Source organism: Planococcus sp. RAB007_Raresut (genome assembly GCF_057369535.1).
On record NZ_JBXYIF010000001.1, the window covers coordinates 151,270 to 174,239 of the forward strand.

Genomic DNA, 22,970 nt, shown 5'->3' on the forward strand with positions numbered 1-22,970 from the left:
CCTCAAATCATATTTTTTACATCCACAGTTAATTATCAGGATCAGTCTGGGATGTCTTCAGTATAGGACGGATATAAAAAGCCAGCATTTACTGAAGATGACGCTAATCTTACAGTTTCGTCATAAATAAAAAAAAGCCGTCCCGATTGCAGCCGGGACGGCATTAGCATACATATTAAGCTAATTGATAGACTTTTGAATATTTCTCTTCCAGGTATTTCGCCAGATGCTCTGCATTCAGCCCTTCACCGGTCGCTTCCTCCAAAATTTCGAGAGGTTTTTTCATCGAACCATGTTTGTGCACATTCTCTGTCAGCCAGTTCCGGATTGGTGCAATATCTCCTGCAGCCAAAAGTTCATCATAATTCGGCAGGTCCTTCAACATGGCATTCTTGAACTGCGCTGCATACATATAGCCGAGCGCATATGATGGGAAGTATCCGAAGCTTGCGCCAGCCCAATGGACATCCTGTAACACGCCTTCAGAATTGTTGGAAGGGCGGACACCAAGATATTCTTCATATTTATCATTCCATAGCTGCGGCAGGTCCTTCACTTCCAAATCGCCATTGAACAGCCCTTTCTCCAACTCGTAGCGGATCATGATATGAAGTGCATAAGTCAGTTCGTCCGCCTCAATACGGATGAGTGAAGGCTTGGATTCATTGATAGCACGGATAAACTCTTCCTGTGACACCTGTCCGAATTGTTCCGGTGAAAACATTTTTAACATCTCATAATTCTTTTCCCAGAATTTTTCACTGCGGCCGACAAAATTCTCGAAAAATAACGATTGGGATTCATGAATGCCCATAGATGCGCCAGTCTCCACTAATGTTCCACTTAACTCTTCCCCGATATTCTGTTCATATAATGCATGTCCGCATTCATGGATAGTGCCGAATACTGCCGTACGGAAATCCTTTTCATCATATTTAGTCGTGATCCGAACGTCTTGGCGATTGATGCCGATCATGAAAGGATGCACCGTTTCGTCGAGCCGTCCGGCATCGAAATCATAGCCAAGCTGCTCCAGAATCTTATCACTGAAACTTTCCTGTGCCTCTTTCGGAAACTGGCGATACAGGAAATCTGTCTGTGGTTTGTTGGGTGAATCGGCAATTTTCTGCACCAGTGGGATGATGCGGCTGCGCAAGTCGCCGAATACCTCATCCAGAATTTCAGTAGTCATGCCAGGTTCATATTGATCCAACAGCGTATTGTAGGCACTGCCGTTCTTTTCTCCCCAATAGCCGATCATCTTTTTCGTCGTAGCCACCATCTTTTCAAGATAAGGCTGGAATAAAGAAAAGTCATCTGTATCTTTGGCTGTTTCCCAAACAGATTCAGCTTTGGATTGAAGGATCACGAATTCCTTGTATTCATCAGCTGGAATCTTTTTGCTTAAATCATACTGTTTCCGCGCTTCTTCCACAGATCGAAGCATCACCGGTTCCAGCTCCTCTTTTTTCGCTTCCAGTGAAGTTATCAGCTCACCGAATTCATCTGAAGTTGACATAATAAAAATATCAGAAGAAATCACACCAATTGTTTCTGAACGCAAATCGACACCTTTTTTCGGTGCGCCGGTGCGCAAATCCCAATAAAGCAGTGATACAGCTTCATTATAAGCTTTCAGTTTTTTCATATGATCCGTAAATTGCGTTTCCAATGACATATAAATCCCCCTTTGTCGAATGGGTCTATTATATCATGAATGGATTACTATTTTAGAAAATTTTGAGCAGTGACCGGCAACACCTCTTGCCAAAGGTGCTCAAGAGTCAGTTCATCATCATTTAACAACAAGTGGATTTCGCCGTGGTCTTCAGACGTACGGATCAATCGCCCGATGCCCTGCTGAATTCTGAGCTGCATGAATGGAAGATCGATTTCTTCAAGCGGATTGGAGCTGAATTTCCGTTTTGCTTCAAAAACGGGATCCTGTGGCGGGAACGGCAAATCGACTATGATGACTTTTGTCAATGCATCTTTCGGCAAGTCCAGCCCCTCCCACAGATGGTAAGAACAAAGCACCTGGAATTTGGCATCTTGGAAATCCTTGACGACGGTAGATAATTCACGATCACCTTCGAACTCAATTTTATAAGCATGGTCAAGCGGCAATGATTGCTTGAAATTCTCCATATCCATTTTCGATTTGAATAAAATCAGTGTCTGTTCTCCACTCGACAGTAAATCATAGGCACGTTGGAATTTATCCCGCTGTTCCAGTGGATGTTTCAGCACTTTCATGACATCTTCATAGTCAAAAGGCGAAGGTACAGTAAATGACTGGTATTTATCAATGCCCAGGCTGTCCGACAAATAGCTGAAATCTTTTTTAATGGATAATGTCGCAGATGAAAAAATGATCGGCACTTTTCCATCGAAAAGTTTTTCGTCCAGAATATCTGTCACCAGACGAGGCATGATGACCAGTGTTTCAATGTCATCTTTTATTTCGAGCCAGTGCACTGCGTCTCCCTCTTCCGTGAATAAACCCATCGAGAAGATGTATTTCTCAAAGAACTCTTCCGCCAGACGCAATTCATATTCAGGGATTGTAAATAATTCACCTTCAAAAACAAATTCCTCTAATAAGAGATTAATGTGATTGACCAGCCCTTTGCCTAAACTGATCAACGCCGGATCTCTGCTAATCGCCTTTCGGTCTTCATCACTTGCCACTATGTTTTTCCGGAGCAAGAGGAAAAATTCGTTATGCAGATCGATCGTCTCTTCAATCATGTTCAAGGTCTTTTCACGGACATTATCTGCCAGTATACTTTCTGTGACATCAAGGAGTGTGCTTTCCTGAACTTCATATGTTAAAGCTCGCTGAGCCGCGAATTCCAAGAGGTGGCCTTCATCAAGAACGATTTGGGAGAACTCAGGCAATAGCGGTGTCTGTCCTTCCCGGATACGTGTTTCTTTTGTCCACAGATGCTCCATCAGGAAATCATGGGAACAGATGACGAGATCAGTCGCTTCCCGGTAATGGTTGCGGTGTATGGTCTGACCGCATTTATTGCGCAGTTCACAAGCTGCACAGTTTTGGATCGGGTGGTAGTTGACCTGCTGCCACTGATCGTCATTGATTTCCGGAAAACTGGAACGTTCACCGTAGGGATAGGTGTTCTGCAATGAAAACGTTTTGTTGACGAATTCCGGCAGCCTGGATTCTATGTCATCCAGAAAATCCGCTCCGCTTCTTTTCTTTGCACCTTCGAGTCGCTGCAGGCATAGATATTGGTCACGTGATTTTGCCAGCCGGACATCCAGGTTCAAGTTAAAGAGCTCATCCAAACGGTCAATATCCCCGCCTTTTTTAACAAGCTGTTCAATCAGTGTTTCATCGGCGCAGGAAATTAACGCCGGTTTTCCTGTATATCTGGCGTAGGCGATTGCCGGAAGCAGATAGGCAAGCGTTTTCCCTGTGCCTACGCCTGCTTCCGCAAACATTACCGATTTTTCTTTTAAGGCTTTCTCCATTTGAAAAGCCATAAAGATCTGTTCATCGCGAAGATCGTATCCTTTTTCCGGCAGCTCATCGTAAAAAACGTCTCCGATCCAATCATTCAAAGACTCAAAGAATGTTTTATCTTTCGATAACGGAAATGGTATTGGTTGTCTCATAAACTCTCCTCACAGAGAAACGGAAGAGCTGATGCTCTTCCGTCTCATCATTTTTATTTTTTCGGACGTTCTCCCCAGAACTGGAACAGGTCCGTGCGTATGAAGCCGTTGAATAATTTTCTTTTTTTCGTAGCCGGCTGCCCGTAAAGCGATTCAAATCTGCCCATTGAAGACAGGATATAAACAGACCAAGTCGGGTGTTTTGAAAAAATATTTCCCATGTCCTGGATCATCTCTTCAATAATTTCAATTTCGCCGATTCGTTCACCATAAGGCGGGTTACCGATAACAACGCCATTCTCTTCGGTGGTTTTAAAGTCTTTTACTTGTCGCTGTTCGAACTGGATGATATCAGCGAATCCAGCTTCAAGCGCATTTTGCTCGGCAATTTTAACCATCCGATGGTCAATATCGGTACCCAGAATATTTAATGGCTGGTCATAATTCGCCATTTCTTCTGCCTGTTCCCGAACTTCATTCCAGATGTCCTCACCGATCCACGGCCATTTTTCGCTGTCAAATTCACGGTTATAGCCCGGTGCGATATTTTGACCGATCATTGCCGCTTCTATAACTATAGTTCCAGACCCACAAAACGGGTCGACAAACGGACGGTCAGGCGTCCAACGTGATAATTTCACGAGAGCTGCTGCAAGTGTTTCCTTTAATGGCGCTTCACCCTGATCGACACGATAGCCTCGCTTATGCAAGCCTGCGCCGCTTGTATCGATGGACAATTGCACTTTATCTTTTAAGATAGATACTTCAATTTTAAAGCGTGGACCTGATTCATCCAGGAAAGAGTTGCGGTGGTAAGCTTTTTTCAATCGTTCGACAATCGCTTTCTTAACGATGGATTGGCAATTAGGCACTGAGTGCAGTGTCGATTTCACCGATTTTCCTTGCACCGGAAATTCCGCGTCCACCGGCAGGAATTTTTCCCATTCAATTTCTTTTGTCTTCTCGAACAACTCATCGAAAGTAAACGCGTTGAATTCACCCGCAATAATCTTTACACGGTCCGCTGTACGCAGCCATAGATTCGTTTTGGCAATATCCCGCTCGTCTCCCTCGAAGAAAACTTTGCCGTTTTCAGTTTGTGTTTCGTAACCCATGTCTTTCACTTCACTGGCGACAATTGACTCAAGGCCCATTGCAGCAGTCGCTAACAATTTATATGTAGCCATACTTACACCCTTTCCTGTTGACTGATGTTCCATTCTTCCATATAGTAACTGATGCTTTCGGCAGGCATCGGCTTGCTGAAATAATATCCTTGAACAATACCACAGCCAAGTCTGCGAAGCAATTCGACCTGTTCACTCGATTCAGCACCTTCGGCAATGACATCCATATTAAGGCTGGAGGCCATATTGATAATCGCGTTGACAATCAGCTCGTTTTCTTTGATGCTGTTGATGTTGCTTATAAAACTCCGATCAATTTTTAAATAATCAATCGGAAAACGATGAAGGTAGCTTAAGGATGAGTAGCCGGTGCCAAAATCATCTACCGAAATTTTAAAGCCGAGGTTTTTAAGTTCGTTCAATTTATCGGCTGTTTCTGTTCCACTGGCCATAATTGTATGTTCCGTTAGTTCGAGTTCAAAAAAAGAAGGCTGGCAATTCATTCTTTCAAACACTGCCTTTAAAGTTGAAACAAACTGGCTTTGCTGAAAATGTATGCCTGATATATTTATGGAAATCGGAAATCCATTGCCGCGTTCCATATCGAACTGTATAAAGTCTTCACAGACTTTCTCGAAGATAAGTTCACTTAATGGTGCGATTAATCCCGTAGCTTCCGCATGCGGGATAAATTCAGCCGGTGATACCTGACCCAATTTTTCGCTTTCCCATCTGACAAGAGCCTCATAACCGGTTATTCGATTATTTCTAATGTCAATTTTCGGTTGGTAGACCATTTCAACGCTTTTCAACTCTATTGCTTTGCGCAATTCACTTTCAATGATGACATGCCTTTTTGAGGATGGCTTTAATTCATCATGGAAAAAACAGAATTGGTTTCTGCCATTTTCCTTGGAAAAATACATCGCTTTATCCGCTTTTCGCAATAATTCATCCGTCGTCTGCCCATCATTGGGGTAGAGTGAAATTCCTATGCTCGTGGATATATAGACTTCTTCTTCATTCAAAAGGAATGGCCGGCCGAGAGCCTCTATGATGCTTTCGGCCAGATGTGCGGCTTCCCTAGGATGTTTGATTGCCGATAAGGCGATAACGAATTCGTCGCCTCCGTACCGGGCGATTATATCTTTGTTTTTTATCAATTCACGGATGCGCTGTGAAACTTCAACCAGCAGGAGATCCCCAATATCGTGACCGAGAGAATCATTGATTTGTTTAAAACGGTCAAGGTCAAGGAATAGCAGGGAATGGGTAATTTTGTATTTTTCGGAAGTCTTCAAAAGCTGCTGCATCCGTTCCGCAAAGTCATAGCGGTTTGATACACCGGTGAGAGAATCAGTCAACGCCATTTCCTTAAGTTCTTTTTCAGCAGATTTCCGGTCGGTCAAATCCGTGAAGATGCCACAGTAATTCCGGATTTCCCCGCCAGCATCACGAATTGCCATGATATTAAGCCATTCAGGATAAATTTCCCCGTTTTTACGCCTGTTCCATATTCCGCCTTGCCATTCGCCCTTATTTTGGACTTCTGCCCACATACTTTGGTAGAAATCACTTTTATGGATGCCTGACTGTAAAATTTTCGGCGTATGGCCGATAACTTCATCCCGCTGGAATCCCGTTACAATTTCAAAAGCCGGATTAACATGCAAAATTCTTTTGAAAAGATCGGTAATCATAATTCCTTCCGAAACCTTCTGAAATACTTTTTCGGATAATTCAAGGGGAAATCCTGAAATCGAAAGCTTTTCCATTTCAACAAATCGCTGATCAGCCAAAGACACCGCATCCTCTTCTATCTGTAATCATAAGAAAAGCCCTCCCTGGGGAGAGCTTTTTTTAATTGCAATTTAAGACCATCAGAAATTCTATAAGCCATGTTTTGTTTTCCACGTACTCAAACGGCTTTCGCCTTGTACACTTGGAAGGCAATCATCTATCTGCAGGCGATGCCTGCCTTTTCCTCGGTTCAATTCCTCCGGAAAAGTGCCCCTACCATAGTTTGGGTTTCTCACTCGCGGGGTTTACCTCGTTCCACCTGCATAATTTCTTATGCAGCTCCGTCACTGTGGCACTTTCAGGGTATTTCGGCCATATCCGAAGACTTAGGCGTTCTACCCGCCGTCAGCTGTTAAGCTGCCTTAGCTTATTGTTTCGCTAAGCGCGATCACTACGGCCGTCTCAGGTCCGTGTGAGCATGGACTTTCCTCTCCGGCCGGTAGCCGGAGCGATTGCCAGAATTCCAATGGCTACATAAGTATACTGCATTCCAGGCAATAAAACAAAGAGTATTACTCGTTGTTCAGTTTATTGCCGAAGACGTGATTTTCCAAATGGGAAAGTCTGCGCAGAATATCGAAATTCGTTGTACCTGGTGCAGGAGTCGCCTGCTTGCGCGGAGCGTCTTCCAATTCAGCACGTAAACGCTTGTTTTCGTTCATTAACTGATCGATTTTCTTCGTGAACACTTCATAATCCTGAATGATATCATCAAGGAAGTGGTCGACTTCATCCTGGTTATAGCCTCGCATACCTGTTTTAAAATCTTTTTCTAAAATATCTTTAGCTGTGAATTTATTGTCCATTTTAATCGTCCTTCCATAAAAGACTGCTTATGGTAAGTATATCATAAGCATTATTTTTGTGTTTTAAAACTTCTCATTTGAAGGACGAATTTTTTGTTTTTTTATTTCCAGGCGGGCTATTCTTTTATCGATGTCCTGGACAAGCGATTTTCTGACCTTTGCATGGCTGCTGGACTCTTTTGCAAAGCCTGCCATAATTAACGCCTTGTCGTAATCTTTCAATTGATGTTCATATAATTTAGCCGCATGTATCCAGGCTTCCACTTCGACTGGCCCCTTTAAGTTCGGTGCCGCTTCCGTAAACAGCTTTACGGCTTCTTCATATTGGCCGCTGCGTTTCCGCTGTATCGCCAGAAAATAACGGGCCAGTGCTGAAGAAGCTCCCCGTTCAGCTGTAACGTGTTCAAGATAGGCAGCGCTTTGGTCAAATTGTTTCAAGTCCGCATACCATTTCCCTATATTCGTATAAGCACCGAATGTTTCAGATTCCAAATCTTCCATCAAAAGATCTGATGACAGTATATAAAGGGAAACGAGTGAAAGAATATCCAATTCATTGTGATACAGGACTTTATCCAGTGCTTCCGGGTATCCGCTTTTGACAGCATCCAAATAGATGGCTGGTATCAGAAATCCAGGGACATCGCCTTCCCTGCTGAAACCAAGCTTTTCTTCTTCAATGGTGCTCAGCTTCATCCTCGCCAATTCGTTTTTCCATATTCTTTTTGTGCCATGGAATAGGTCGATTTGCCGCAGGGTTTTCAGTTTCGGCAAAATATTTCGGTGCATCGTCCATCTTGATGTCAGCTGCGGCCAATCAAAACTTTTTCCATTATAGGAGAAAATGATTGGATCTTCTGATCGCCACAAATCCGTTTCGTACAAAAAGGCGGCTTCATTGGAAGGATCCGGCATAATATACTGGACCATTTCAAATCCTTCGTCCGTCCGCTCCAATAATCCCACAAGAAATATATATGCTCCTGTGCCGCTTAAGCCAGTCGTTTCAGTGTCAAAAAACAGGATGCGCTCTTCTTTCTTCAACTTGAACGGATGGTCAAATTCAACATTCTCCCAAGCTGACAGGACCCTGTCCAATTCATTTAAGGTGCTATTTCCATGACGTGTCTCAAAAGGATAGCGTATCACCTTTTTAAAAACGAATCCGAATTCGTTTTCTACCAGTTCAAGGCCGATATCCCGCCATCTGTCTTCATGCAGCGGGCGCTGCTTTCCCTGTTTGGGTGTTTTCGATTTCGATTTGGCGCCTGTGTCTTTTTTCAGCATGCCTTTCATCTGCAGCAGTTTATTTTCGAACGACATCGGCTATCACCTCTCTTCGCGAAGCTCGTCGAGTAATCTGATGACATTTTCCTTCATATTGATCATTGCATCCTGTGCCCCAATACATGATGGACAGCCATCAAGGCAAGGACATTCCGCTACATGGCTTCTCGCCTTTTCAAGCAGCGGCAGCCACATATCATAAATCCGCTCACTGATGCCGATGCCCCCCGGATAGGAATCGTGGATAAAGAAAGAAGGCAAATCGTTGTGCGGCGATTTCACCTGTGGCACGACATGCACATCACGGCGGTCACAGGATACGAAGATCGGGATGAATGATTCGATGGCATATGCCGCGCCGGTCATCATATCCGATAATTCCGAATCCGAAAATCCATCCGGTTTGCTGAAACTCAGCCACGTCGAAGAAGTGTGAAGTTCTTCGGCAGGCAAGGATATAGGTCCGGAACCGATATTATCATGCGAATCAAATCTGATTTTCTTGAAGATGGTCGGCATCGCCAGTACCGCAATATCGCCATAAAAAACTTCTGATCTTTGCATATCTTTTGTTTTATCTTCACTCATCACTTTTAACTCAACTGCCAGATTGGCGTCTGTGAAATAATCCACATCCACTTCCCGCACATAAGCTTTCTTTTCTTCCCAATCCAAAATTTCAACTTGGAACTGGGTTCCCTGGTGAAGATAGATCGCTTCTTCATGCAATAATGTCAACGCGCTGAAGCGGTCCATTTCCCCAATCACCCGCGTATCAGCGGGGACTGACTGGTCAATGATGACCACATTTTCCTGTGAGGCTGACCGCAATGAAATATCATGTGCCGGAAACCGGTCGCTCATCCAATGCCAGCGATCGGAAGTGCGGACCAGCACGCCTTGTTCCTGCAGATATTCAAGCAATTCCTGCACTTCAAATTCTCCGTACATTTCATCTGTCGAAAAAGGCAATTCAAAAGAAGCGCATTTCAAATGATCCATTAAAATGATGATGTTCTCCGGATGGATTCTCGCTTCTTCCGGAGATTGATCCAATAGATAAGCCGGATTATTTATAATGTATTGGTCCAGTGCCGTCGACTGCGCTACATACACGACCAAAGACTCGTCCTGGCGTCTTCCAGCCCGTCCGGCCTGTTGCCATGCGCTGGCGATATTCCCGGGATAGCCCGTCATGATGCAAGCCTGCAGCTGACCGATATCAACCCCAAGTTCCAGGGCGTTTGTCGAAACGACACATTGAATCGAACCGTCCCGCAGACCTTTCTCAATCGCCCGCCGTTCGGTCGGCAAATAACCGCCTCGGTAGCCTTTAATGGATTCATCCTGAAGTTTCATCTTAGTGACAGCCTGGAGATATGTCACAAGCATCTCGACTCTGACACGGCTCTTGGCGAATACGATTGTCTGTATCCCTTGTTTTAACAGCAAAGTTGCTAAATCTCGCACTTCAAGCACCGCACTTCTTCTGACTCCGAAAGTCGGGTGGATGATTGGCGGGTTATAAAATACGATATGTTTTTTTCCTGAAGGTGCCCCGTTCTGGTCGATCAACGCATGTTCTTCATTGGTTAATGCTTCCGCCAACTCTTTTGGATTGGCAATCGTCGCTGATGTGCAGATGAACACCGGATTGCTGCCATAAAATTCGCAGATCCGTTTAAGGCGTCTGATTACATGTGAGACATGCGTTCCGAAGACTCCTTTATAAGTATGCAATTCATCGATGACAATATATTGGAGATTTTCAAACAACGAAACCCATTTCGTATGATGCGGCAAAATAGCGGAATGCAGCATATCCGGGTTGGTCATGACAATTTGTCCCGCTTTGCGGACTTTCGTTCTGATTGCCGGAGAAGTGTCGCCGTCATAAGTGTAGGATAAAATCTCTTTTTCCGTTTTTTCGATCAGGTCATGCAGGTCACTTTTCTGATCCTGCGCCAAAGCTTTTGTCGGAAACAGATAAAGCGCCCTTGCACCCGGGTCATTTAAGATTTTATGGAGCACCGGCAAATGATAGCAATATGATTTACCGGACGCAGTCGGAGTGACTGCTGTATAAGACTTGCCTTTCTGAGCCAAATCAAAAGCTTCGCGCTGATGCGTATATAATTGCTCAATGCCTTTTTTCCTGAGTGCAGCTTTCAGGCTGTCATGCATCTCTTCCGGAAAATCAGCATACCTGGCCGGCTTTTCTTCCCTCGTATGCCAATGGACAATCCGCTCCATCATATCGGGCTCTGTTTTCCATTCATCCATCAATTGAGGCAATGTTTTCTTTCTGATCATCTCATATCGCTCTTTTCATCTATGGCCAGCATAAAAGTCTGTAAGGTATACTGGGCCGCCTGTATGGTTTGGATAAAACGCTTCTTGCTTGTTTCCTTATAAAAACTCTGCACAAAAAATTGCGTCATTCCTTCCGCCGCTGTATCAATCTGCGGCTTATGGACATATTTCGGCCGTTCCTGCTGTATATAAAGAAGCGATTCCTCTTGCCATTGATTTATCTTATCGTGCCAATAGTCGGCATATGGTTTTACGTCTTCGTAAAAATCAGGTACCGCATCCCGTTCACGCATATCAAAAAAGCGATCCTGGCATTTTCCGCACTCATCATATAATAAGGAAGAAAGTTCACGAATATTCATTTTTCAAGATCCCTCCAATGTCCTCAGTTTATCATATACGCCTTTAGGAGACGACTATGAACGAACAGACATTCTTTTCAATTGGCTTTCAAGCGACTATCGGCTATCATGAATCTAGCGAAATGGAACTTCAGGGCTCATTTATCGTCTAAATCTATGTGATATGATAAAGTAAGCGAGGTGTATCACAATGGCAATCAACTATCCGAATGGAAAAAAATTCGTTCCGCAGAAAGAACAAACTTCGGATCAGAAGAAGAAAAAGAAGAAAAAAGATTTCTCTTTCAGTAATCGGGGTAAAACACTAGAGGATGAATTAAATGAGACAAACGACTATTATCTGCAGCTTGGACATGCAGTCATCCACAAAAAACCGGTTCCTGTCCAGATCGTCAGAGTCGAATATCCTTCCAGAAGCGCCGCTGTCATCAAGGAAGCCTATTTCCGTTCCCCATCCACCACTGACTATAATGGTGTCTGGAACGGCAAGTATATAGATTTCGAAGCAAAGGAAACGGAGAATAAAACTTCATTTCCACTGAAGAATATACATGAACACCAAATCCATCACATGGCACAGGTCGTGAAACATGATGGAATGGCTTTCCTGATCATTCGCTTTTCTTCCATTGATCGTTATTTTATTGTTCCTTTTGAAGCTTTTGAATTTTTTTGGAATAGAATGATGGACGGCGGCAGGAAGTCAGTGACTTTGGCGGAAATTGAAGAAACCGGTATCGAATTAAAACCCGGTGCGTTTCCTCGCATCGACTATCTGCCCCATTTGAATAAGTTTCAGTAGACAGCACCAACGAAAGTGAGGAACATTTTGTGAGCGAAAAACAAATGTCGCGCGAACAGCGCAGAAAAGCAATGGAACAGCAAAAGAAAAAAAATAAGAAAAAGAAAACCTCCGCAGGCGGCTGGTTTAAAAGGATTATCTTAACTATTCTCATCATCGGAGTCATCGGCCTGGTATTCGGCATCGGCCTTTTCACTTACTACGCCAGCGGTGCGCCGGAACTGGACGAGGAACTTTTGCGCGATCCGATCAGCCCGACATTTTTAGCGGCAGACGGGGAAACGGAAATACCGTATATGACAGTTGAAGACCGGGAATATGTAAATTACGAAGATATTCCGAAACTGATGGAAGATGCAATCCTGGCGACGGAAGATAATCGTTTCTATGAACACCCAGGTATTGACATTATACGACTTGGCGGTGCTGTGATTGCGAACGTAACCGGTGGATTCGGTTCCCAGGGCGCCAGCACAATTACCCAGCAGGTCATCAAGAATTCATTCCTGAAAAACGACAAGACACTGGAACGGAAAGCGCAGGAAGCCTATCTTGCATACCAGTTGGAACAGGAATACTCAAAAGAAGAGATTTTTGAAATGTATTTCAATAAAATCCTGATGTCCGGCAACACCTATGGTTTTGGAACGGCTTCTGAGAATTTCTTCGGCAAGCATGTTTCGGAACTTGAACTGCACGAAGCCGCGATGCTCGCAGGTATGCCGCAGAGTCCTAACGGCTATAATCCTTTCAATAATCCTGATCGCGCGCAAGATCGGCGCAATATCGTACTTAGCCTGATGGAACAGCATGGAAAAATAACGACTGAAGAAAAAGAAGCTGCCCAGGCTATTCCGGTAACTGAAACCCTACTGCCTGAGGAACAGCGCCCTACTCCACCAAGCGGCGAATATACAGCTTTCATGGAAATGGTCGAAAATGAAATCGAAGCATTGGATGAAGATATTTCCCTTGACGAAGGTTTAACTGTTTACACAACTCTTGAACCTGATGTTCAAAAAGCCGTAAATGACACGATGGCCTCTGATATTTTCTTCAATGATGAAGTCCAGTCGGCTTTGACGGTCGTCGATACTGAAACCGGTGCGATCCGCGCAATCGGAGCAGCCCGCGAGTACAGCGGAGATGTCCGACGCAATTACGCGACAGCCCGTGACCGCCAGATCGGTTCCACAATCAAGCCATTGCTGGATTATGGTCCCGCTATCGAATACCTGAACTGGTCTACTGGCAAGACTTTAGTGGATGAACCTTATTCATATGAAAAAGACGACCAGGAAGTCCGGAACTTCGACGGCGATTTCCTTGGCGAAATGACGATGCGGGAAGCTCTTTACCGCTCACGCAACGTACCGGCTGTTAAGACATTAAATGAAGTTGGTACTGAAAACGCGCAGGAATTCACTCAGAAACTCGGATTGGATTTCGGAAGCATCTATGAAGCATCTGCTATTGGCGGAACCGATAAATATATCAATACAGTCGAATTGGCTGGAGCTTTCGCAGCTTTCGGCAATGACGGCATCTATACAAAACCGCATACGGTAACTAAAATTGTTTTCCGTGACGGCACGACTGAACAAGTTGTTGCGCCTGATCAGGTGCCAGCAATGAAAGACAGCACAGCTTATATGGTTACTGATATGCTGCGCGATTCACTGGATCCCAATATCGCAGGAGCTTCCGGTAAGGCAGCCGCAGTCAGCGGCGTTGATATTGCCGGCAAGACCGGAACAACGAACTTCACGGCTGACGAACTTGAAAGTTACGGGCATGACAGCAGTTCTGCCCCGGACATCTGGTTCGCAGGATATTCTCCAGAGTATTCAATTTCTGTTTGGAGCGGCTACCCTTCCAAAGAAGGAGCAATGGATACCGCTTCCAACGAACGATTATTATCTCAACAAGTATTCAAAGATGTCATGTCTAAAATCTCTTCTCCTGATGCAGGAAGATTCCAGCAGCCGGAATCAGTTGTAGAAGCAACCATTGAAGTCGGCACTGAACCACTTCAATTGGCTAGTGACTATACACCTTCAGATCAAAAGAGCACAGAATTATTCGTCCGCGGTACAGTTCCAAATGAGGTGTCTGAAGAATTTGTACAAGAAGACCTTGATGCACCAACAGGTTTGCGTGCTTCTGTTGACGGATCGAATGTTGAATTGACATGGAATTATGGTGACGTTGAAGATGTGCAGTTCGAAGTTGCTGTTGAAGCTGAAGGCAACCGGACAGTGCTTACTACAACTGACGATAAATCCTATACCTATGAAGCACTTGAGGAAGGCCGCGCTTATACTTTCAGCGTAATTGCGGTCAAAGATGAACAACGAAGCGATCCCGCTTCCGTTATCGTTGAAGTGACACCACCTGAAGAACCGGAGGAACCGGAAGAAACTCCGCCGGCAGATGAAGAAGCCCCTCCTGAAGAAGAAGCTCCACCAGAAGATGAAGCCCCTCCTGAAGATGAAGGAAATGAAGGAAATGGAGAAGGCAACGGAAATGGTGAAAATGAAGGCAATGGTGAAGGCAACGGTGATGGTGAAGCTCCGTTGGAAGATGGTGGAGATGGTGAAGGAGACGGTGAAACTCCTCCAGAAGATGGCAGCGGCGATGGAGAAAATTCCAATGGTGAAGCCAATGGTGCTTCTGTCCCTCCCGCTAATGGCAATGGCAACAATGATAATGGCAATAATGGCAATGGCAACGGAAATGGTAATAACAACAGCGACAACAATGATGACGAAGAATAATTCCTCAAAAAATACCCTTAAGCATTTTTCGCTTAAGGGTATTTTTCTGTTCAATTACTATTTCTATTAAGAATTGCTCGTTTCGATGCGATTTTCTTGTGCATTTCATTGAATAACTCCTGCAGTTGCCGATATGCAGCAAATGTTCTGCAATTCGCTTCTACGAAAGCCAGTCGCTCAAGATTATTCAACGGTTCAATTTTTTCTTCGTCCGAACTGCATTGTTCCAATAAAGATTTATATAAAATAATTCCTTCATTCATTAATGCCGCCGGACTGCTGTTCTTGTTGATATGGAGAATCTTGATATTTTCTTCTAACTTAGTCCATGCTTCAAAAAATGGTGTGATGTTCTCTTTTTCAATTGATTTCCGTAATTTGCTCACGCTTAACCAGCCCTTTTTTCTCGCGTTTCTGCCCTTCTCTGCATCTGTCGAATAAAGGACAGATATGGCAGCCGGGATTTTGAGATTTGCAGTGGTAGCGTCCAAAGAAAATAATCTGATGATGGGTTTTAGACCAGTCTTCCGCCGGCGTCTTTTTCATGATGGTCTCTTCCACTTGCAGCGGCGAATCTTTCCAGCGATTAAGCCCAAGACGCTTCGCCACACGTTCAACATGTGTATCAACAGCCAGTGCGGGTATACCAAAAGCTACTGAAACAACAACATTTGCAGTCTTTCTCCCCACTCCCGGCAATGTCGTCAGCAAATCACGATCCGCTGGAACTTCACTGTTGAATTGTTCGATCAGAATATGGCTCAATGCCTGGATGTTCTTTGCTTTATTTCGGAACAATCCGATTGAACGGATATCATCCTGCAATTCTTCAAGCGGCACAGATGCATAGTCTTCCGGAGTGTGGTATTTCTTGAAAAGGTCTGCGGTCACTTTATTGACCAATTTATCCGTGCACTGCGCGGACAGCAAAGTCGCAATCAATAGATCGAAAGGATTGCGGTGAATCAGCTCACAATGCGCATCAGGAAACATATGATCCATTTCCTCGAGGCATAATTGCCATTCTTTTTTTGACATCATTTCAATCACCTGCTAATTCCGGTCTTCCAGCCAATTATAGAATTTCACTTTTTTTGCAGTGTTGTCTGTCGAAGGCTGAATCTGGATATTTTTTTCTCTGAAAGTTGCTGCATGTTTCGTGACTTCCGACGAAGTCTTGATATTCTTTTTCTTCCATTCGAAAAGGATGCGGTCAACATAGCGGAGACTCATTTTCTGAGAGATAACTGCTTCTTTCAGCGCCATCCTGATGACAGCCGGTGTATGGCCGTCCTGATCCATCCACATTGAAATCGTTTCTATCTCCATCGGAGACAAGAATCGCCCGAATTCCTGTTCAAACAACTGGAATACCTGGCCTTCCATTTCTTTCTGGGAATGAACCTTCTCCTGGTGGACCTCCTGATCGATACAATCAAGCAAACGATCCCATAAAGGCTGCAGCGAGATATTTTCTGTAAGGATTTCATTCGCTGTTTCCTGCTCTATGGCAATGAATCCCTGCTGCATCAGTTTCTGCAGCATCGTCGTGACGCTTTTTTGAGAGCACATCATACGTGCTCCGATTTCATCTGGAGTCGGGAAATGGTTCCCTGCCTGCTGAAAAGCCTGCACATGCATCAATAACATGGCTTCTTCATCCGAAATCTTCAATTCCTTATAAAATTGAAAAAAAAGCTGGGAAATGTGAACATTCCCCTTCTCGATCCATGTCTGAAGTCGATCTGGCTGTTTCATATCCCAACCACCTTTCTATTCGTTATTTCTATTTTTAAGATTTTTTATATACGATATTCCGCAAAACAGCTACGCTTTCCTGGTGGCTTGCACTGAGCTAACTCGGACTCGCTTCACTTCGCCCGAGTGGATCTCAGTACTTCGCTGATCACCTGGGAGTCTGCGCTGTTTTGCTCCATATCTTAGTCGAACTCATAAGATGAATGAGCGGAAGAAGGCGAAGAGCAAAGATATGCTCCTGCATCGCTACGCTAGCTTCGAGGCATGAAAAAGAGCTGGAGCGAATTCATCTGATAATAGCGTATATTACGGATACAAACGGTTCAATAAACGCGGGAACGGAATGGATTCACGGACGTGCTCTGCTCCTGAAATCCATGCGACAGTACGTTCTAAACCAAGTCCGAAGCCCGAATGCGGCACTGCGCCGTATTTGCTGAGCTCCAAATACCAAGCGTATGCAGACTCATCTAGATTATGTTCTTTGATGCGCTGTTTCATCAACTCGTAATCGTAGATACGTTCCGATCCGCCAATGATTTCACCGTAACCTTCCGGTGCGATCAAATCGGCGCAAAGAACAACGTCGTCACGTTCCGGATGCGGCTGCATATAGAACGGCTTGATGCCGATCGGATAGTTAATGATGAATACCGGCATATCATAACTTTCAGCGATGGCTGTTTCGTGCGGTGCGCCAAAGTCGTCGCCCCATTCAATGTCATCAAAACCATTGTCGTTCAACCATTTGATTGCTTCATCATAAGTGATGCGCGGGAATGGCGCTTTGATTTTTTCAAGTTTCGATGTATCTCTGCCCAGACGATCCAGCTCAAGTTTGCAGTTTTTCAACACAGATTGAACAATATGGGAAACAAATTGCTCCTGCACTTCAAGACTTTCATCGTGCTCCATGAACGCCATTTCCGGTTCAATCATCCAAAATTCGATCAAGTGGCGGCGGGTCTTGGATTTTTCAGCGCGGAATGTTGGTCCGAATGAGAATACTTTTCCTAATGCCATAGCCGCTGCTTCCATATAAAGCTGCCCAGATTGGGACAGGAATGCATCTTCTTCAAAATATTTAGTGGCGAAAAGTTCAGAAGTCCCTTCCGGTGCAGAACCGGTTAAAATAGGCGGATCCACTTTCACAAAACCATTATCGTTGAAGAATTCATAAGTGGCGCGGATGATTTCATTGCGGACTTTCATGATTGCATGCTGTTTCCGAGAACGAAGCCATAAGTGGCGGTTATCCATCAGGAATTCTGTGCCATGTTCTTTTGGTGTAATCGGGAAATCTTTCGCTTCATGGATTACTTCGATGCTAGTTACCGCTAATTCGTAGCCGAAAGCAGAACGTTCATCTTCTTTCACTTCTCCAGTAACATATAGGGATGTCTCTTGTGTCAATGCTTTCGCTGCGGCGAAGACTTCTTCTCCCACTTCAGCTTTTACCACTACACCCTGCACAAATCCTGAGCCATCGCGTAATTGAAGAAACGCGATTTTACCGCTTGAGCGTTTGTTTGCGACCCAAGCACCCAGTTTAATCGTTTGACCATTATATTTAGCCATTTCGGCAATTGTAATTTTTTTCATACTAGCCTCCAAGAAAATGTTTTCAACTTATTTCTGCCATCTTGACGATACGAATTTACCGATTCGCTCCACCGCTTCATTCAACGCTTCCAACGACGTGGCGTAAGATAGACGGATTGTGGATGGTGCCCCAAAGCCTGAACCAGGGATAACCGCAACATTTGCTTCCGTCAGCAATGCTTCCACGAATTCATCGACTGATGCAAAACCTGTCTTCTCCGCTGCTTCCGAAACATCAGGCAATAAATAAAATGCCCCTTGCGGCCGAATCACATTAAAGCCGGGAATTGCTTCCAATTTTGGAAAGATCTCTTCCAGTCTGCTTTCGAAAGCCTGGCGCATTTCTTCCACAGCCCCTTGAGGACCATTATACGCTTCAATTGCAGCATATTGGGAAGTCGTTGTCGGATTCGATGTCGAATGGCTGGCAAGATTGGTCATTGCTTTGATTAATTTCGAATCGCCCGCCGCATATCCAATGCGCCAACCGGTCATTGAATGGGATTTGGAAACTCCGTTTACAATGATGGTGCGTTTTTTTGCATCTTCAGATAAAGTTGCAATGGAAACATGCTCGCTGCCGCTATAGATTAATTTCTCATAAATTTCATCGGAAACAATCAATATATCTTTTTCGCGGCAAACTTCCGCCAGTTCCTGAAGTTCTTCTTTCGAATAGATCATGCCAGTCGGGTTGCTTGGTGTATTGATCATCACCGCTTTCGTGCGGTCGGTAATCGCTTCGCGTAATTGCTGAGGTGAAATTTTATAATTCTGGCTGGCTGTGGCTTCTATGTATACCGGCACGCCTTCAGCAAGTTTCACTTGTTCTGGATAACTGACCCAATACGGTATTGGAATAATGACTTCATCGCCTTTATCCAGTAAAACCTGGAATAAGGTATATAGAACGTGTTTCGCCCCCACACCCACCATCACTTCGGCTGGCGCATAAGTCAGCTGCTGGTCACGCTGCAATTTTTCGATGATCGCTTCTTTCAAAGCCGGCAAACCGCCCGCTGGCGTATATTTTGTTTTGCCTTCCATCATTGATTTGTAAGCTGCCTGAAGAATATTATCAGGAGTGTTATAATCCGGCTCTCCTGCTCCAAGCCCGATTATGTCGACTCCCTGCGCTTTCAGTTCGTTGGCTTTTGCTGTAATCGCCAATGTGGTTGAAGGCGTCAGAGTTTGAACACGATTCGCTAATTTAATCAAAAGTCCTCAATCCCTTCACAAATTTAAAATCCTTTTATAGACGGAACCATCTTCCGTGGAAATATAAACATAATTTAATTTGTCATTTTTTGTAACAAACACTACTTCCCAAATCGACTGATTGTCTTCCTGTCCAAGTTTGGTATGGAGCACTTCTTTCACATCCATTCCCTGAAAAGCGATGCCGCGTGCTTCCTGGGCAGTAATCTTCCCTTCCAGATCGATTTCAGAAAGTTCCTGGCCACTCATCGGCACAAATACAGCTTTTAACTTTCCTTCGCTGTCAGTTCCGATAACGGTTACCGATTTCTGTTCATTGGAATAAACATACGATCTGCTCACCTCAGTTAAGAGATTATCGCTCTTAACCTGTGCAATAGCGGTTTTTTCCACATCAGAAAAAGGTTTATTGCCGAGAATCAGGATTAAGATGGTCAGCACAATTGCCAAAAACGATAAAAATCCTGCTATAAATAGTATCCATTGTTTCATCTCATCACCTGAACCTATGTTTTATAAATCGTGAAGACCGCTTTCTCCGGATCTTCTTTATCGAGTGCAAGGCCGAACATTAAATTATCATGTTTTAATGTGCGGTTGAGCGCATCCACAACTTTATACAAATCCGGCTGGTAAGCGACATTCACAGTGGAAAGTACTTCAATTTTCGACTCCATCTGAACGACCTTCCTTTCATTTTTCATTGCTTATTATACCAATGTTCAATATCTGTTACCATCTTTTCCAAAGACACTTTTGATACCCCGACATCAGGCAGTGCATCCAAGAACTCCTGCCCATAGGATTTTGTTTCGATGCGGCGGTCCAGAACGATGAACATCCCCTGGTCTTCTTTGGAACGGATCAACCGGCCAAAGCCCTGCCTTAGCCGCAACACCGCTTCAGGAAGCGCATAATGGAGAAACGGATTGATGCCTTCTTTGGAGATCATTTCTGATTTCGCTTTGAAAACCGGTTCATCAGGAGATGTGAATGGCAGCCGGACTACGACTACTGCGCGCAAGGCGTCACCTGGTACATCTACGCCTTCCCAAAAACTGTTCGTACCAAAAAGCACAGATTTCTGAAAACGCTGGAATGATTTCAATAAGCGCATTCGGCTGCCTGAGGAAATGCCTTGGGCAAAGAGCATATAATCATCAAGCAGCCCAGTATCCTGAATAAGTTCAACAGTTTTACGGAGCATATCCTGGGAGGTGAATAAAACAAAGCAGCGTCCCTCCGTCACCAGAACAGTGCGAATGACTGCATCAGCTACAGCTTCTATATAGTCATTTTGGGAAACCTGCTGTATATCCGGCATATCGTCTATGACAAACACACGCGCTCCCTGATAAAAATCTTTAGGCGGCTCGTATTTTGTAATCGGCACAGAAGCCGGAACGCCTAATTGGCTTACAATGAAGCGTTCATTGGACGGAACTGTCATAGTGCCGGACAGCCAGACAATTGCTTTTTCACCACGGATCGGTGCTGTCACCTTTTCAATGATCGACTTCACTTCGAATGGTCGCTTGTAAAGGGAGAGGCTATTCGGCAGGCTGCGAAGATCGCCTTCGATCCAGCTGACTTCATCATTGATCGGAAAGACGAAAATTTCACTGAATTCCACAGCTTTCAGCATCAATTCCTGCGTCCAATAGCGCCATTCCGCTATTATCAATTTTTCTTCAATTGTTTTTTCATTAATCATTTCCGCTTTCTGCAAAATGGTCTGGGCAAGGTCGATCCACTCATTCAGCATGCGCAAAAGGTCAGTGAAATCATTTTTCTCTAAAATCATTTCGCTTAGCAGCAGTGAATTCTTCTTATGCCTGCGGGCTTTGAATTTCTCCGAAAACTCAACAGACAGTAAAGTGCTGATCCGGTCGAAAACGGAAGTAAACCCGATAAAAAGGGCATCGAGCTTTGCCAATTCGGCCGCACTCGCAAAACCGGTCTTTTCAGCAGCCAGTTTCATTTTAGAATACAATTGCTTTTCTTCAGACGTGCCGATTTGGCCGAATATATATTTCCACTGCGTATAAACGAATGTTTTTTCATATTGTGATATAGCGGATTGAACAGCCTGATGGGCTTCATCCCAAATAATCGCATCCACATTTTCCAATAATGAATGGCTGGATTGTGGTTGATAAAGGAGATAGGAATGATTGGTGACGATGATATCTGCATTTCTAGCGCGTTCGAGTGCATATTCATAAAAATCATAAGACTTTTCTTCACGGCCCGGCCTTCTCGTATAGGACCGCCTAATCTTATCAAGCAATAATTGGCCCCCGCTGGAAACATTCAATTCATTTAAATCCCCGGTTGACGTTTTAGTCAGCCAGATCAGGATTTGCATAATCGTGAATGTTTCATCATAGGACTCATCTTCACCATATAAAATTTCAGTAAACCTTGTAAGATCTATATAATGGCCCAATCCTTTGATCAAAGCTATATTGACCGGTTCACCAATGAATTTTTCTACAATTCCTGCTTCATTCCATAATAACTGGTCTTGAAGATGGGTGGTATAGGTACTGACGAGCACCTGTTTTCCCGTCGCCAGTGCATGATTGGCCGCCGGCAATAAATAAGCGATGGTTTTCCCCATCCCTGTTGACGCTTCAATAACCATTTCATCAGCATTATTCAATGTATCATGTATCGCAGACATCATTTGAAACTGGCTTTCACGGCGCTCAAACTTCGGAAACACTTCGCTGAGTCTTTCATGCCAGTCCGTTTTTGGCTGATATTCTGCACGTTTCAAATTGACAGGCTTTCTCCTTGGCTTTAAAGGCACTCCATTAAACTGATCCATCTCGTTATGATGGGAACCTCTTTTTTTAGCGGTTTCTTCATATAGCAACCGCGACAAATCAGATTTCAATTGAAATGAGCGTTTATGTAATAATGCCAGTGTTTCATACGGCAATAATTCGAGATCTTTTTTTGACCGTAAAAAAAGCTCAGCTGTCGCGTAAGCATCATCATCTGCGCGGTGAGCGTTGCCTAGCGCTATACCCAGATCCGCTGTAATATCCTGCAATTTATAGCTGATGGCTGTCGGATAAAGCAAACGGGATAGCTCAACAGTATCCATTGTCAGGCCCTGCCATTTCGGCAGACCGCTGCGCTGCAGTTCTTTTTGTAAAAAAGGAAGGTCGAAATTTGTATTATGAGCGACAAAAATCGCATCCTGCATTTTTTCGAAGACGGTTTCCGCATAAGCTTCGAACGGTTTTGCGTGCGCAACATCCGCGTCGGAAATGCCCGTCAAATCCTGGATGAACATCGGAATTTTGCGTCCTGGATTTATGAATTTCGTATATGTATCCAGTATTATGCCATTTTCAATCGTTACAATTGCCAATTGGATAATCCGATCACCTTTTACAGGGGAATGGCCAGTCGTCTCAATATCGACGACAACATATTTATCTGTGTTCATGACAATCCCTCTTTCT

General features: G+C 44.2%; 18 protein-coding genes and 1 other RNA gene. 2 read left to right on the forward strand and 17 right to left on the reverse strand.

From position 1 onward, the window contains the following. Positions 1 to 175 precede the first annotated feature (175 nt). The 9 genes from AC2Q9J_RS00735 to AC2Q9J_RS00775 all read right to left on the reverse strand — a co-directional run bounded on the left by AC2Q9J_RS00735 (position 176) and on the right by AC2Q9J_RS00775 (position 11,334). Positions 176 to 1,678, reverse strand: a complete 1,503-nt coding sequence (locus AC2Q9J_RS00735) for a carboxypeptidase M32 (protein WP_499036458.1) — start codon at positions 1,676 to 1,678, stop codon at positions 176 to 178. Between the two features lie 47 nt (positions 1,679 to 1,725). Continuing rightward, complete coding sequence (locus AC2Q9J_RS00740) at positions 1,726 to 3,639, reverse strand: ATP-dependent DNA helicase (RefSeq protein WP_499036459.1); 1,914 nt, start codon at positions 3,637 to 3,639, stop codon at positions 1,726 to 1,728. Between the two features lie 53 nt (positions 3,640 to 3,692). After that, a complete protein-coding gene (locus AC2Q9J_RS00745) occupies positions 3,693 to 4,826 on the reverse strand; it encodes a THUMP domain-containing class I SAM-dependent RNA methyltransferase (protein ID WP_499036461.1) in 1,134 nt (377 codons plus the stop codon). Positions 4,827 to 4,828: 2 nt separating this feature from the next. After that, entirely contained in the window at positions 4,829 to 6,565 is a 1,737-nt protein-coding gene (locus AC2Q9J_RS00750) for a putative bifunctional diguanylate cyclase/phosphodiesterase (RefSeq protein ID WP_499036463.1), read from the reverse strand. An 88-nt stretch (positions 6,566 to 6,653) separates the two neighbouring features. Further along, positions 6,654 to 7,030: RNase P RNA component class B (rnpB, locus tag AC2Q9J_RS00755), an RNA gene on the reverse strand. Positions 7,031 to 7,078: 48 nt separating this feature from the next. Next, a complete protein-coding gene (gpsB, locus tag AC2Q9J_RS00760; RefSeq protein WP_084245584.1) occupies positions 7,079 to 7,372 on the reverse strand; it encodes a cell division regulator GpsB in 294 nt (97 codons plus the stop codon). Positions 7,373 to 7,435: 63 nt separating this feature from the next. Further along, positions 7,436 to 8,695: a ribonuclease H-like domain-containing protein gene (locus AC2Q9J_RS00765; protein WP_499036464.1), complete on the reverse strand. Its 1,260-nt coding sequence runs from the start codon at positions 8,693 to 8,695 to the stop codon at positions 7,436 to 7,438. Between the two features lie 6 nt (positions 8,696 to 8,701). Next, positions 8,702 to 10,972 (reverse strand): DEAD/DEAH box helicase, encoded by a 2,271-nt coding sequence (locus tag AC2Q9J_RS00770; RefSeq protein ID WP_499036466.1) that lies wholly within the window; start codon positions 10,970 to 10,972, stop codon positions 8,702 to 8,704. After that, positions 10,969 to 11,334 (reverse strand): YppE family protein, encoded by a 366-nt coding sequence (locus AC2Q9J_RS00775; RefSeq protein ID WP_499036468.1) that lies wholly within the window; start codon positions 11,332 to 11,334, stop codon positions 10,969 to 10,971. Before AC2Q9J_RS00775 ends, AC2Q9J_RS00770 begins: the two co-directional genes overlap by 4 nt. A gap of 190 nt (positions 11,335 to 11,524) precedes the next feature. Between AC2Q9J_RS00775 and recU the strand changes: the two genes are divergently transcribed. Together recU and AC2Q9J_RS00785 are read left to right on the forward strand one after the other, a co-directional pair. Further along, positions 11,525 to 12,136, forward strand: coding sequence for a Holliday junction resolvase RecU (gene recU / locus AC2Q9J_RS00780; protein ID WP_499036470.1), 612 nt, complete (start codon positions 11,525 to 11,527; stop codon positions 12,134 to 12,136). Between the two features lie 29 nt (positions 12,137 to 12,165). Next, complete coding sequence (locus tag AC2Q9J_RS00785; protein ID WP_499036472.1) at positions 12,166 to 14,913, forward strand: PBP1A family penicillin-binding protein; 2,748 nt, start codon at positions 12,166 to 12,168, stop codon at positions 14,911 to 14,913. Positions 14,914 to 14,963: 50 nt separating this feature from the next. Here AC2Q9J_RS00785 and AC2Q9J_RS00790 read toward each other — a convergent pair whose 3' ends face one another. From AC2Q9J_RS00790 to dinG, 8 genes are all read right to left on the reverse strand, one after another. Further along, positions 14,964 to 15,299: a YpoC family protein gene (locus AC2Q9J_RS00790; RefSeq protein ID WP_499036474.1), complete on the reverse strand. Its 336-nt coding sequence runs from the start codon at positions 15,297 to 15,299 to the stop codon at positions 14,964 to 14,966. Then, positions 15,274 to 15,954: an endonuclease III gene (gene nth / locus AC2Q9J_RS00795; protein WP_499036476.1), complete on the reverse strand. Its 681-nt coding sequence runs from the start codon at positions 15,952 to 15,954 to the stop codon at positions 15,274 to 15,276. Before nth ends, AC2Q9J_RS00790 begins: the two co-directional genes overlap by 26 nt. Positions 15,955 to 15,966: 12 nt before the next feature. Then, a complete protein-coding gene (locus AC2Q9J_RS00800) occupies positions 15,967 to 16,671 on the reverse strand; it encodes a DnaD domain-containing protein (RefSeq protein ID WP_499036478.1) in 705 nt (234 codons plus the stop codon). A 306-nt stretch (positions 16,672 to 16,977) separates the two neighbouring features. Beyond that, positions 16,978 to 18,273, reverse strand: a complete 1,296-nt coding sequence (asnS, locus tag AC2Q9J_RS00805) for an asparagine--tRNA ligase (protein WP_499036480.1) — start codon at positions 18,271 to 18,273, stop codon at positions 16,978 to 16,980. Between the two features lie 27 nt (positions 18,274 to 18,300). Beyond that, positions 18,301 to 19,491, reverse strand: coding sequence for a pyridoxal phosphate-dependent aminotransferase (locus AC2Q9J_RS00810; protein ID WP_499036482.1), 1,191 nt, complete (start codon positions 19,489 to 19,491; stop codon positions 18,301 to 18,303). Positions 19,492 to 19,506: 15 nt separating this feature from the next. Further along, positions 19,507 to 19,983, reverse strand: coding sequence for a cell wall elongation regulator TseB-like domain-containing protein (locus AC2Q9J_RS00815; protein WP_499036484.1), 477 nt, complete (start codon positions 19,981 to 19,983; stop codon positions 19,507 to 19,509). 14 nt (positions 19,984 to 19,997) lie between these two features. Then, positions 19,998 to 20,168, reverse strand: a complete 171-nt coding sequence (locus AC2Q9J_RS00820; RefSeq protein WP_084245560.1) for a YpmA family protein — start codon at positions 20,166 to 20,168, stop codon at positions 19,998 to 20,000. A 23-nt stretch (positions 20,169 to 20,191) separates the two neighbouring features. Beyond that, positions 20,192 to 22,954, reverse strand: a complete 2,763-nt coding sequence (dinG, locus tag AC2Q9J_RS00825) for an ATP-dependent DNA helicase DinG (protein ID WP_499036487.1) — start codon at positions 22,952 to 22,954, stop codon at positions 20,192 to 20,194. Between the last annotated feature and the right edge of the window lie 16 nt (positions 22,955 to 22,970).